Origin of the sequence: Nonomuraea antri (assembly GCF_013283785.1) — a bacterium.
GTDB classification, from domain to species: domain Bacteria; phylum Actinomycetota; class Actinomycetes; order Streptosporangiales; family Streptosporangiaceae; genus Nonomuraea; species Nonomuraea antri.
This window is the reverse complement of sequence record NZ_JABCPZ010000098.1, coordinates 23763-36364: the sequence shown is the minus strand read 5'-3', so window position 1 is coordinate 36364 and position 12602 is coordinate 23763. Positions and strand designations below refer to the sequence as shown.

The window sequence follows — 12602 nt, the reverse complement described above, 5'->3', positions numbered from 1 at the left end:
GGGGATGGTTTTCGGTGGGGAGGCGCCGTGGCCGAGGGAAATCGGGATGGCGCCGAAGCGAACTCAGCCCGTCGCGTGGGTGAATCCGCTGGCAGGGCCGTGGGGGTTCGCGGTGGTCAGCGGGGGCATCGCGGTGCTGATGGGGGCACTGTGGCTGGTCGCCAGGACGCAACGCGCACGGATGCGGCAAAAGGTGTTGTAATTCCGCCTTTACTGTTACTTTTACCCGACTAGTATTCCCTTGACCATGGTTTCGGGAGACTCGGCGGAGGGCACAGGTGGCACGTACGCGAGCGACGGCCGTGTCCGCGATCGTGCTGGCTCTCGGGCTGACCGGTGCGGGGATCGCCCCGTTCATCGGCCCGGCCGCCAGCGCCTCGGTGTCGGCGTTCGATCCGCCCATCGAAGGGTGTGAAGCCGGCGAGGTCTGCGACGCCTCCCCCGACCCGGAGACCACGGTCACGGTGACCACCACGTTGGGCACGCCGACGCCCGACCAGCCCGAGACGACGATCACCAAGACCGTCACGGCCAGCCCGACCAAGACCTCGGCCGCGCCGAAGCCGACGAAGACCACGTCGTCGGCGGCGCCCACGCCGAGCGAGAACCAGACGACGCAGAACCCGGCGCCGCCGCCCACGCAGGACGTCCAGGTACCGGCGATCACGCCGACGCCGTCCCCGGAGACGTCCATCGAGCTGCCGAGCCCGAGCGTGGCCAGCGACACGCCGCCCCCGGCCACGACGCTGCCGACCGACAACACCGGCGCCCAGTCCGACACCGTGCCGCTGGAGCTGCGTAACGCGGCGCCGGAGTTCGACCAGCGGACGCTGACCCAGAAGCTGAGCATTCCGGCGCTGGTGCTAGTCCTGCTCGCGCTGTTCTCCGTGCTGATCTTCGAGGGACGGCTGCGCCGCATGGCCCACGCCGCCGCCGTGCGCAAGGCCGGGCCGAACGCCGGACGTCCCGGCGACGTGCCGCCCGGCTACCCGGCCGGACCCGGTTACGCCACGGCCTCCTTCCCCGCCCCCGGCTACCCGGGCGGTACGGCGTACGCGCCGATCATCAGCTTCGTGCCGGTGCAGACGTTCCCCGGCGGCCAGGCGCCCCCCGCCTACGGTCCGGGCGGCCCCGGTTACCAGGACCCCGGCTACCAGGACCCGGGCCAGCCGTACCCGCCGCAGGGTTACGGGCCGCAGGGCTACGACCCGCACGCGTACGGCCCGCCGGTCTACCCGAACGAGCCGCATCCCGACGCCGTGGTCCTGCACCCGGACGAGTTCGACTCCTACAACCACCCGCCGAGCGCCTCGGACGAGCCCTACCGCGACCCGTTCGAGCCGCTGATCCCGCCGGAGCAGCCGCCCGGCGACATCCCGCCTGGCGGGGCGGCGAGCCGGTTCGAGCGGCCCGAGCGCCCGTTCGGTCCGTCGCCGGCCGCGGAGCCAGGCGACTCGGAGCCCTGGCAGCACGCGGGCCCGCCGCGGGACGACGACGTCACGGCCGTCCAGCCGCTGCCGCCGATGAAGGAGACGAAGGAGACCAGGGAGATGCCCGACTCGGCGCGGGAGCCCTGGAAGCGCTCGGACTGAAGCACGCGAAAGAGGAGGGCGACCCGGCAGGGTCGCCCTCCTCTTTCGCGTGTGACTACTTGGGGCGGCGGAAGATCTTGCTGCCCAGCCAGACCAGCGGGTCGTACTTCCGGTCGACCACGCGCTCCTTCATCGGGATCAGCGCGTTGTCAGTGATCTTGATGTGCTCGGGGCAGACCTCGGTGCAGCACTTGGTGATGTTGCAGTAGCCGAGCCCGTGCTCCTGCTGCGCGGCCTCCTGGCGGTCGGCCACGTCGTACGGGTGCATGTCCAGTTCGGCGATCCGCATGAGGAAGCGCGGCCCGGAGAAGGCGGCCTTGTTCTCCTCGTGGTCGCGGATCACGTGGCAGACGTTGTTGCACATGAAGCATTCGATGCACTTGCGGAATTCCTGGGAGCGGTCGACGTCGACCTGCTTCATGCGGTACTCGCCAGGCCGCACGTCCGCCGGCGGGGTGAAGGACGGGACCTCACGCGCCTTCTGGTAGTTGAACGAGACGTCGGTGACCAGGTCCTTGATCACGGGGAAGGTCCGCATGGGCGTGACCGTGATCGTCTCGTCCTCCTCGAAGGTGGACATGCGGGTCATGCAGCCCAGCCGCGGCTTGCCGTTGATCTCCATGGAGCAGGAGCCGCACTTGCCCGCCTTGCAGTTCCAGCGCACGGCCAGGTCGGGCGCCTGGGTGGCCTGGAGCCTGTGGATGATGTCGAGGACGACCTCGCCCTCGTTCACCTCGACGGTGAAGTCTTCGAGCTTGCCTTCGCCGCCCTCGCCGCGCCAGACCCTGAACTTCGCCTTATAGCTCATTTTTCCGCGATCCCGTCGAACTCGGCCATCTCTTCGTCGGTGAGGTACTTCTTCAGCTCGTCCCGGTCGAACAGGGTGATCAGGTCCTCGCGCATGGTCGGCTGGAGCTGCTCGTCGACCTGGACCGTGGAGCCGTCCGGGGTGGAGCAGACGAGCAGCTTGCGGCGCCATTCCGGATTCATCCCGGGGAAGTCGTCGCGGGTGTGCCCGCCGCGGCTCTCGGTGCGCAGCAGCGCGGCACGCGCCACGCACTCCGAGACCAGGACCATGTTGCGCAGGTCGATGGCCAGGTGCCAGCCCGGGTTGTAGATCCGGGACCCGGCCGCGCCGACGAGACGCACCCGCTCCTTGAGCTTCTCCACGGCCTCCAGCGCCTCGGCGACCTCCTCTTCCTTGCGGATGATGCCGACCAGCTCGTTCATCGTCCGCTGGAGCTCGTGGTGCACCTCGTAGGGGTTCTCGCCGCCGCGCTCGAGCGGGGCCAGAGCCTCGTCGCGGGCCTCGTCCACGAGTTCCTGGCTCACCTTGGGACGCCGGGGGAGCCCGTCGACGTACTCGGACGCGCCCGCGCCCGCGCGCCGGCCGAAGACCAGCAGGTCGGACAGGGAGTTGCCGCCGAGCCTGTTCGAGCCGTGCATGCCGCCCGAGACCTCACCCGCGGCGAACAGCCCGGGCACGGCCGCGGCGCCGGTGTCGGCGTCGACCTCGACCCCGCCCATGATGTAGTGGCAGGTCGGGCCGACCTGCATCGGCTCGGCCGTGATGTCGACGTCGGCCAGCTCCTTGAACTGGTGGTACATCGACGGCAGCCGCCGCCTGATCTCCGCCTCGCCGCCGGGCATGCGGCCGACCACGGTCAGGAACACGCCGCCCTGGGGCGAGCCGCGGCCCGCCTTCACCTCGGAGTTGATCGCGCGGGCCACCTCGTCGCGGGGCAGCAGCTCCGGCGGACGCCGGTTGTTGGCCTGGTCGTCGTACCAGCGGTCGCCTTCCTCCGGGGTGGTGGCGTACTTGTCCTTGAACACCTCGGGGATGTAGTCGAACATGAAGCGCTTGCCCTCGGAGTTGAGCAGGATGCCGCGGTCGCCGCGCACCGACTCCGTCACGAGGATGCCGCGCACCGACGGCGGCCAGACCATCCCGGTGGGGTGGAACTGGATGAACTCCATGTTGATCAGGTTCGCGCCGGCCAGCAGGGCCAGGGCGTGGCCGTCGCCGGTGTACTCCCAGGAGTTGGAGGTGACCACGTACGACTTGCCGATGCCGCCGGTGGCCAGCACCACGGCCGGGGCGTCGAAGAGGATGAAGTTGCCGCTCTCGCGCCAGTAGCCGAACGCACCGGAGATCCGGTCGCCGTCCTTGAGCAGCCTGGTCACCGTGCACTCGGCGAAGACCTTGATGTAGGCCTCGTAGTCGCCGTACTGCTCGTAGTCCTCCTGCTGGAGCGCGACCACGCGCTGCTGCAGCGTCCTGATCAGCTCCAGGCCGGTACGGTCGCCCACGTGCGCCAGGCGCGGGTACTCGTGGCCGCCGAAGTTGCGCTGGCTGATCTTGCCGTCTTTCGTCCGGTCGAACAGCGCGCCCCACGCCTCCAGCTCCCAGACCCGGTCCGGGGCCTCCTTGGCGTGCAGCTCGGCCATGCGCCAGTTGTTGAGGAACTTGCCGCCCCGCATGGTGTCACGGAAGTGCACCATCCAGTTGTCGTCGGGGTTGACGTTGCCCATCGCGGCGGCGGCCCCGCCTTCGGCCATGACCGTGTGGGCCTTGCCGAACAGGGACTTGCAGACGATCGCCGTTCTCTTGCCCTGCTGCCTGGCCTCGATAGCGGCCCGCAGCCCGGCGCCGCCCGCACCGATGACGACGACGTCGTATTCGTGACGCTCGATTTCCACTGTAGACAGATTCCTTACGCGTACGGGAAGGCGATGATGCCCTTGGCGACCAGTCGGACGTAGAGGTCCGCACCCATGACGGAGAACATCGAGGCCCACGCGAGGGGTTGGTGCTTCGCGTTGAGCTTGGACACGAACGTCCAGGCCCGGTAGCGCAGCGGGTGACGGGAGAAGTGGTTGAGCCTGCCCGCGGTGATGTGCCGGCAGGAGTGGCACGACAGCGTGTACAGGTTGATCAGCACGGCGTTGGCGATCAGCACCCAGGTGCCCAGGCCGAGCGGCTTGTGCACGAGCGCCAGGACCGCGTCGTAGGCCAGGATCAGGCCGATCAGGATGGCCGCGTAGAAGAAGTAGCGGTGGATGTTCTGGACGATCAGCGGGAAGCGCGTCTCGCCGGTGTACTTGCCGTGCGGCTCCTGCACCGAGCAGGCGGGCGGCGACAGCCAGAACGAGCGGTAGTACGACTTGCGGTAGTAATAGCAGGTCAGCCGGAATCCGCCGGGCAGGCCGAGAATCAGCAGCCCTGGCGGCAGTGCCCACCAGTCGCCGACCGGCGCCCACCCGAACAGCCGCGCGCCGTCGCAGACCTCCTGGGTCGTCAGACACGGCGAGGCGAACGGGGCTATGTACGGCTCGGCGACATTGCTCGTGTCGATGATCGCCCACACACCGTAAATGAGGAATGAGCTGAGCCCGAGAAATGTCAGTAGCGGGACCAGCCACCATCTGTCGGTGCGCAGGGTGCGCACCTTGATCTGCGCACGCTGCCTTCTGACCGGAGCGTCGGGCGTCGTCTGGGTCATCGCGGACCTCTCCACCTCCCGCGGACCCTGCACGCGAGGGGGTCCGGGTCGTTCGCTGGGCGCGCGTACGCGGTGCGGATGCCGCTCGGGCGCGCGTTGGTGGGGGATACGTTACGACGACCGCATCGGATTTTGTGAGCGGGGTCACTCACTTTTTCGATGACCCGCTGTGATTCCTGTCACGTACGCCCGTCAGAGGCGCTGCCCTTGGCTGGGCAGCTTAACCACAGTCACGAAAAAATCATCTATTTGCCGGACAACTCGGATAAATTGCTCGAAATCCACCGGTTTGGACACGTACGCGTTGGCGTGCAGCCGGTAACTGTGCAGGATGTCCTCTTCGGCCTCGGACGTCGTCAGAATGACCACCGGAATCGTGCGCAGCTCCGCGTCGGCCTTGACCTCGGCCAGCACTTCCATTCCGCCCATCCTGGGCAGGTTCAGGTCGAGCAGGATCAAGTCGGGCCGCGGCGCCGCCGCGTAGCCGGCCTCCCTGCGCAGGAAGGCCATCGCCTGCTCGCCGTCGTTCACCACGTGCAGCCGGTTCCTGACCTTGTTGAGGTCGAACGCCTCCTTGGTGAGCAGGATGTCGCCCTGGTCGTCCTCCACGAGGAGCACTTCGATGGGGCGCCAATCGATCATTCGTCGTCTCCAACAGCGGGTAGCGTCCAGCGGAACGTCGCGCCCTGGCCCTGGCCGCCGCCGTCGTCGAGCCACAGCTGCCCGCCGTGATACTCGACGATCTTGCGGCACAGGGCGAGGCCGATGCCAGTTCCTGGATACACGTCCCTAGGGTGCAAGCGCTGAAATATCAGGAAGATTCGGTCGGCGTACTTGGGCTCGACGCCGATCCCGTTGTCCGTGCAGCTGAACTCCCACATCGTGCCGTCGCGCTTGGCGCCGATGTGCACCCGCGGCGGGTCGTCGGAGCGGAACTTGATGGCGTTCTCGATGAGGTTCTGGAACAACTGGGTGAGCTGGAGCGTGTTGCCCATGATCCGGGGCAGGTCGTCGGAGGTCACCCTGGCCCCGGTGTCCTCGATCGTGGCCGACAGGTTGTCCAGCGTCAGCTCCAGCGCCTGGCCGGCGTCGACGGGCGCGCGCTCGCCGGTCACCCGGCCGACCCTGGAGAAGTCCAGCAGGTCGTTGATCAGCAACTGCATGCGTTTGGCGCCGTCGACCGCGTAGTGGATGTACTGCCTGGCGCGCTCGTCGAGCTGGTCGCCGTAACGCTGCTCCAGCATCTGGGTGAAACTGGCCACCTTGCGCAGCGGCTCCTGCAGGTCGTGGCTGGCCACGTAGGCGAACTGCTCCAGCTCGCCGTTGGACCTGCGCAACTCGTCGGCCTGCTCGGTGGCGGTGCGCCAGGCCGTCACGATCCGCCTGCGCATCGAGTCGACGTGGCTGGACAGCTCCGCCAGCTCGGCCGGCCTGTCGACGTGCAGCCGGTGGTCGAAGTCGCCGGAGGCCACCGTGCGCACCTGCTCGGTGAGCTGGTCGATGGGCTTGAGCACGGCGTAACGCACGATCACCACCAGCCCGGCGCCCGCGGCCAGCATCGTGGCGAACAGCACGATCAGCGCCACGTTCAGCCGGTCGAGCTGGACGGTCACCTCCGGGCGCGGATTCGCGGCGCGCACCTGGCCGACCAGCACGATCGTGGCGACCGCCCCGGCCAGGAACGCCCCCACGGACACGACCCCGATCAGCGTGAACCACCGCCCGGCGGGCAGCCTGCCGAGACCGGTGGGCTCCTTGGGCGGCGGCAGCGGGTGGATGCTCAATCTCTGTTCCTCCGCACCAGGATCACGGCGAGGTCGTCGCTCAGCGTGCCGACGTGGGTGATGAGCCGGTCCAGGTCGATGGCGCCGTGCTCGCGTACCAGGTTGACCAGGCCGTCCACGCCGAGCAGTTCGTCGTGCTCGCCCACCGCGGCCTCGATCAGCCCGTCGGTGTAGAGCATCATCGACCAGTCCTCGCCGAGCGGGACGTCGATGACGTTCCACTCGGCGTCGGGGAAGATGCCCAGCGGCGGCCCGGACGGCGCGTCCTCCACCACGGCCACGATCCCGTCGCGCACCAGCACCGGCGGCGGGTGGCCGACCACGCGCATCCTGGCGTAACGCAGGTCGGGCGTGATCGTGGCCATGCAGAGCGTGGTGAAGATCTCCGGGGCCTTGCGTTCGACCCGCAGCAGCGCGTCCATGGTGCGCAGCAGCGTGTCGTCGGTCTGGCCGGCCAGCACCAGCGTGCGCCAGGCGATGCGCAGCGACACCCCGAGCGCGGCCTCGTCGGGGCCGTGCCCGCACACGTCGCCGACCACCAGGTGCACCGCGCCGTCGGCGGTCTGCACGGTGTCGAGGAAGTCGCCGGCCAGCAACGACCCGTGGCTGCCCGGCAGGTAGCGGGTGGTGTGCTCGATCGCGTCGGTGTGCAGCAGCTTGACGGGCAGTAAGCCGTTCTCCAGCCGGGCGTTCTCCTTGGCGATCAGCTCCGCCTGGACGAGCCTGAGCTGCGCCAGGTCGGCGCGTTTGCGTTCCATCGCGTACCGGATGGCCCTGGCCAGAAGACGGGCGTCGATGTCCTGCTTGACCAGGTAGTCCTGGGCGCCGGCCTGCACCGCGGCGACGCCCACGTGGACGTCCCTGAGCCCGGTGAGCACCAGCACGGCCGCGTGCGGCGCCAGCGCCAGGACCTCCTCCAGCGCCTCCAGCCGGGTGGCGTCGGGCAGGGTGAGGTCGACCAGCACGCACTGGATCTTGGGCGTCAGCCGGGACTTGGCCTCCTGCAGGGTGCGCGCCCAGATGATCTTCGGCGGCGTCTCGGCCTGCTTGAGCAGCTCCTCGACGAGGAAGGCGTCGCCGTCATCGTCCTCGATGAGGAGCAGCGTCAGCGTTTCGGAGAGATTTGCCGTCACACACGCCTCTTCGGGGAGTCGGGCTCTTGCTGCTCATTCTGCGATGAGCGCCACCCCTTGCGGAAGTGTGCCTTCGTGTCCGGCCTCGACGACGAACGACAGCAGGGTCGTCCGGAAGGCCTGGGCGGCCGTGGTCGGCTCCACGTCCTTGCGGTGGGCCAGCGCGATCGTGCGGCTCAGGCCGGGCGGGGCCAGCGGCGTGCCGGACAGCCCCGGCCGGCCGTCGAGCACCATCGACGGCACCACGGCCAGCCCGAGCCCCGCCTCTACGAAGCGCAGCACCGCGTCCATCTCGCCGCCCTGCACCGCGAAGCGCGGCTCGAACCCGGCCTGGCGGCAGGCCGTCAGCGTCGTCTCACGCAGGTCGTAGCCGCGCCTGAACATCACCATCGGCCGGCCGCGCAGATCCTCGATCCGCAGGTACGCCCCGCGCGGCTGCTGGTGGCTCGGCGAGACCACCACCAGGTCCTCGCGCAGGATCTCCTCGGTCACCAGCGACGGGTCGTCGCTCTGCAGCGGCGTGATGACCAGCGACAGGTCGAGTTGCCCGCGGGCCAGCGCGCGCACCAGGTCACGCGAGCCGCCCTCCTCGACCAGCAGTTCGATCCCCGGGTAGGCGCGGTGGAAGCGGGCCAGCGCGTCGGCCACCAGCCCGGCGCACAGGGACGGCGTGGCGCCCAGCCGCACCCGCCCCCTGCGCAGCCCGACGAGCTGGGCCACCTCCTGCCGTGCTGTGTCGGCGTCCGCCAGCATGCGCCTGGCCAGCGGGAGCAGCGCCTCGCCCGCCTGGGTGAGCATGACGTTGCCCCGGGCGCGGGAGAACAGCGGCGCCCCGAGGTCGGTCTCCAGGGCCTTGATCTGCTTGCTGAGCGACGGCTGCGCGACCCGCATCCGCTCGGCCGCCTGAGTGAAGTGCCTGGTCTCCGCCACCGCGACGAAGTACGCCAGCTGCTGCAACTGCATGTGATTTTCCTCGCACTGGCCGGCCGAAAATCTTTATGCCCGCCGTATAAAGCAGACATCATAGCCACAGGCTATGGAAACCAGACCTGTGATGACTTGGACGGATCATTGCTGGATACCTAGGGTTCGAAGACGTGACTGCCACGATAGAGCGCGGCGCCGCCACCGCGCCTGTTACGTCCCCCGAGGGCGCGAAGCCGCCTGTGAAGAAGAAGCCCAAGTCGTCCGGCGGGTTCTTGGGCTCGTCGAACGGCCGGAAAGTCATCATGGCCGTCACCGGCGCCGCGATGGTGTCCTTCCTGGTCCTCCACATGCTGGGGAACCTCAAGATATTTCTCGGCAAGGACTCGTTCAACGAGTACGCGCACGCGCTGCGCACGCTGCTCGAGCCGATCCTGCCCTACCGCTCGGTGCTGACGATCCTGGAGATCGGGCTGGCCGCCTCGGTCCTGCTGCACATGTGGGCCGCGATCACGCTGGCCCGCCGCGCGGGCAAGGCCAGGCCGGTCAAGTACGTGGCCAAGAAGTCGCAGGCCAACGGCTACGCCACGCACATCATGCGGTTCGGCGGCATCACGATCCTGCTCTTCGTGATCTGGCACCTGCTCGACCTGACCTTCGGCGTCGTCAACCCCAAGGGCTTCGACTCCGCCCCCGCCGACCGGATGGTCGCCGGGTTCGACCCGTCGCGCTGGTGGGTGACGCTGATCTACCTGGTCGCCGTGGCCATGGTCGGCCTGCACCTGCGGCACGGCATCTGGAGCGCCTTCCAGACGCTCGGCTGGGCCAACCGCACCCGCTACCGGGCGCTGAAGGGGACCGCGCTGCTGGTCTCGGCCGTGCTGGTCGTCGGGTTCCTCGCGCCGCCGCTCGCCATCACGTTCGGAGTGATCAAGTGAAGTACACCGAAGGCCCCGAGATCAGGGACGCCAAGGCTCCCGCCGGGCCCATCGAGGAGCGGTGGGAGAAGCGCAAGTTCGCCGCCAAGCTGGTGAACCCCGCCAACAAGCGCAAGCTCAACGTCATCGTGGTCGGCACCGGCCTGGCGGGCGGGTCCGCCGCCGCCACGCTGGGCGAGCTGGGCTACAACGTCAAGTCGTTCTGCTACCAGGACACCCCGCGCCGCGCGCACTCCATCGCCGCCCAGGGCGGCATCAACGCCGCGAAGAACTACCGCGGCGACGGCGACTCGATCTACCGGCTCTTCTACGACACCGTGAAGGGCGGCGACTTCCGCGCCCGCGAGTCGAACGTCTACCGGCTGGCCCAGGTCTCGGTGAACATCATCGACCAGGCCGTGGCCCAGGGCGTGCCGTTCGCCCGCGAGTACGGCGGACTGCTCGACACCCGCTCGTTCGGCGGCGCCCAGGTCTCCCGTACGTTCTACGCCCGCGGCCAGACGGGCCAGCAGCTCCTGCTCGGCGCGTACCAGGCGCTGGAGCGGCAGATCGCGGCCGGGACCGTGGAGATGCACACCCGCCACGAGATGCTCGACCTGATCGTCTCCGACGGCCGGGCGCGCGGCGTCATCGTGCGCGACATGGTGACCGGCGAGATCGAGCGGCACCTGGCCGACGCGGTCGTGCTGGCCACCGGCGGCTACGGCAACGTGTTCTTCCTGTCCACCAACGCCAAGGGCTGCAACACCACGGCCATCTGGCGGGCGCACGAGCGGGGCGCGTACTTCGCCAACCCCTGCTACACGCAGATCCACCCGACCTGCATCCCGGTCTCCGGCGAGTACCAGTCGAAGCTGACGCTGATGTCGGAGTCGCTGCGCAACGACGGCCGCGTGTGGGTGCCGCTGGCCAAGGACGACGAGCGCGCCCCCGGCGACATCCCCGAGGACGAGCGCGACTACTACCTGGAGCGCATCTACCCGGCCTTCGGCAACCTGGTGCCGCGTGACATCGCCTCACGCGCCGCCAAGAACGTCTGCGACGAGGGCCGCGGCGTCGGCCCCGGCGGGCTCGGCGTCTACCTCGACTTCCGCGACGCCATCGGCCGCTTCGGCCGCGACGCCGTGGAGAAGAAGTACGGCAACCTCTTCGAGATGTACGAGCGCATCACCGGCGAGAACCCGTACGAGGTGCCGATGCGCATCTACCCGGCCGTCCACTACACGATGGGCGGGCTGTGGGTGGACTACGACCTGCAGTCCACGATCCCCGGCCTGTTCGTCGTGGGCGAGGCCAACTTCTCCGACCACGGCGCCAACCGCCTCGGCGCGTCCGCGCTGATGCAGGGCCTGGCCGACGGCTACTTCGTGCTGCCCACCACGGTCGGCGACTACCTGGCCAACGGCCCGTACGGCGAGGTCGACGAGGAGGCCGTGGCCGAGGCCGAGATCCGGGTGCGCACCAAGATCGACAAGCTGCTCGCGGTGAACGGCACCAGGACCCCCGACTCCTTCCACCGCGAGCTGGGCAAGCTCATGTGGGACTACTGCGGCATGGAGCGCACCGAGGAGTCGCTGCGCAAGGCCCTGGAGCGTATCCCCGAGCTGCGCAAGGAGTTCTGGGAGAACGTCAAGGTCTCCGGCGCCGCCGAGGAGCTGAACCAGGTGCTGGAGAAGGCCGGCCGCGTCGCCGACTTCTTCGACCTGGCCGAGCTCATGTGCCTGGACGCCCTGGTCCGCACCGAGTCGTGCGGCGGCCACTTCCGCGCCGAGTCCCAGGACCAGGACGGCGAGGCGCTGCGCGACGACGAGAACTTCGCGCACGTGTCGGCGTGGGAGCACTCCGCCGACGGCCCGGTGCTGCACAAGGAAGCGCTCGAGTACGAGTACGTCAAGATGACCCAGCGGAGCTACAAGTGAACCTGACCCTTCGCGTCTGGCGGCAGAGCGGACCTTCCGACGACGGCCGGATGGTGACCTACCGGGTCGAGGACGTCTCGCCCGACATGTCGTTCCTGGAGATGCTGGACGTACTCAACGAGCGTCTGATCATCGAGGGCGACGACCCGATCGCCTTCGACCACGACTGCCGCGAGGGCATCTGCGGCATGTGCGGCATGGTCATCAACGGCGTGGCGCACGGCGAGCAGCGCGCCACCACCACCTGCCAGCTGCACATGCGCCACTTCGAGGACGGCGCGGAGATCACCATCGAGCCGTGGCGCGCCGCGCCGTTCCCGGTGGTGAAGGACCTGGTCGTGGACCGCAGCGCCTTCGACCGCATCATCCAGGCCGGCGGTTTCGTCTCGGTCCCCGCCGGTTCCGCGCCGGACGCGCACAGCGTCCCGGTGCGCAAGGAGGACGCGGACGCGGCCTTCGACGCGGCCACCTGCATCGGCTGCGGCGCCTGCGTGGCGGCCTGCCCGAACGGCTCGGCCTCGCTGTTCACCGCCGCCAAGATCACCCACCTCAGCCTGCTCCCGCAGGGCCAGCCCGAGCGCCTCACCCGCGCCAAGGCCATGGTGGACCAGATGGACGCAGAAGGCTTCGGCGGCTGCACCAACACCGGTGAGTGCACCGCGGTCTGCCCGAAGGGCATCCCGCTCGACACCATCGCCCGGATGAACAGCGACTACCTCAAGGCCAACGCCAAGTAGCCGCTTTTTCTAGAACCGATGCCCGCCCGGAGATTCCTCTCGGGCGGGCATCGGCGTTCCGCGGGGTATTCG

12 protein-coding genes are annotated in these 12602 nt (G+C 68.9%); 5 read left to right on the top strand and 7 right to left on the bottom strand.

What is annotated here, in order from left to right; all coding sequences use genetic code 11:
* Both HII36_RS55895 and HII36_RS28680 read left to right on the top strand, forming a co-directional pair.
* A partial coding sequence (locus tag HII36_RS55895) for a hypothetical protein (protein WP_217370082.1) occupies nucleotides 1-202 on the top strand: 202 nt, incomplete at its 5' end.
* A 76-nt stretch (nucleotides 203-278) separates the two neighbouring features.
* The gene (locus tag HII36_RS28680) at nucleotides 279-1592 is read left to right on the top strand and encodes a hypothetical protein (protein WP_173526380.1); all 1314 of its coding nucleotides are present in this window, start codon (nucleotides 279-281) and stop codon (nucleotides 1590-1592) included.
* A gap of 55 nt (nucleotides 1593-1647) precedes the next feature.
* Here the strand turns inward: HII36_RS28680 and HII36_RS28675 are convergent, their stop codons facing one another.
* The 7 genes from HII36_RS28675 to HII36_RS28645 all read right to left on the bottom strand — a co-directional run bounded on the left by HII36_RS28675 (nucleotide 1648) and on the right by HII36_RS28645 (nucleotide 8975).
* The gene (locus HII36_RS28675; RefSeq protein WP_173526379.1) at nucleotides 1648-2400 is read right to left on the bottom strand and encodes a succinate dehydrogenase/fumarate reductase iron-sulfur subunit; all 753 of its coding nucleotides are present in this window, start codon (nucleotides 2398-2400) and stop codon (nucleotides 1648-1650) included.
* A complete protein-coding gene (locus tag HII36_RS28670) occupies nucleotides 2397-4292 on the bottom strand; it encodes a fumarate reductase/succinate dehydrogenase flavoprotein subunit (RefSeq protein WP_173526378.1) in 1896 nt (631 codons plus the stop codon). The genes HII36_RS28675 and HII36_RS28670 overlap by 4 nt, the downstream gene beginning before the upstream one ends.
* 14 nt (nucleotides 4293-4306) lie before the next feature.
* The gene (locus HII36_RS28665; RefSeq protein ID WP_173526377.1) at nucleotides 4307-5095 is read right to left on the bottom strand and encodes a hypothetical protein; all 789 of its coding nucleotides are present in this window, start codon (nucleotides 5093-5095) and stop codon (nucleotides 4307-4309) included.
* A 192-nt stretch (nucleotides 5096-5287) separates the two neighbouring features.
* Nucleotides 5288-5737 (bottom strand): response regulator, encoded by a 450-nt coding sequence (locus tag HII36_RS28660; protein ID WP_173526376.1) that lies wholly within the window; start codon nucleotides 5735-5737, stop codon nucleotides 5288-5290.
* A complete protein-coding gene (locus HII36_RS28655; RefSeq protein ID WP_236003959.1) occupies nucleotides 5734-6879 on the bottom strand; it encodes a sensor histidine kinase in 1146 nt (381 codons plus the stop codon). The genes HII36_RS28660 and HII36_RS28655 overlap by 4 nt, the downstream gene beginning before the upstream one ends.
* Entirely contained in the window at nucleotides 6876-8012 is a 1137-nt protein-coding gene (locus HII36_RS28650) for a PP2C family protein-serine/threonine phosphatase (RefSeq protein ID WP_173526375.1), read from the bottom strand. Before HII36_RS28650 ends, HII36_RS28655 begins: the two co-directional genes overlap by 4 nt.
* Before the next feature lie 33 nt (nucleotides 8013-8045).
* Nucleotides 8046-8975 (bottom strand): LysR family transcriptional regulator, encoded by a 930-nt coding sequence (locus HII36_RS28645; protein WP_173526374.1) that lies wholly within the window; start codon nucleotides 8973-8975, stop codon nucleotides 8046-8048.
* 134 nt (nucleotides 8976-9109) lie between these two features.
* On the opposite strand from HII36_RS28645, the gene HII36_RS28640 reads away from it, so the two are divergent.
* Genes HII36_RS28640 through HII36_RS28630 form a run of 3 tightly spaced genes read left to right on the top strand, consistent with a single transcriptional unit; the run spans nucleotide 9110 to nucleotide 12530 of the window.
* Complete coding sequence (locus tag HII36_RS28640; RefSeq protein ID WP_173526373.1) at nucleotides 9110-9874, top strand: succinate dehydrogenase cytochrome b subunit; 765 nt, start codon at nucleotides 9110-9112, stop codon at nucleotides 9872-9874.
* Nucleotides 9871-11793 carry a fumarate reductase/succinate dehydrogenase flavoprotein subunit gene (locus HII36_RS28635; protein ID WP_173526372.1) on the top strand — a complete coding sequence of 641 codons (1923 nt, stop codon included), beginning with the start codon at nucleotides 9871-9873 and terminating at the stop codon, nucleotides 11791-11793. Before HII36_RS28640 ends, HII36_RS28635 begins: the two co-directional genes overlap by 4 nt.
* Nucleotides 11790-12530 carry a succinate dehydrogenase/fumarate reductase iron-sulfur subunit gene (locus HII36_RS28630; RefSeq protein WP_173526371.1) on the top strand — a complete coding sequence of 247 codons (741 nt, stop codon included), beginning with the start codon at nucleotides 11790-11792 and terminating at the stop codon, nucleotides 12528-12530. The genes HII36_RS28635 and HII36_RS28630 overlap by 4 nt, the downstream gene beginning before the upstream one ends.
* The last annotated feature ends 72 nt before the right edge of the window (nucleotides 12531-12602 follow it).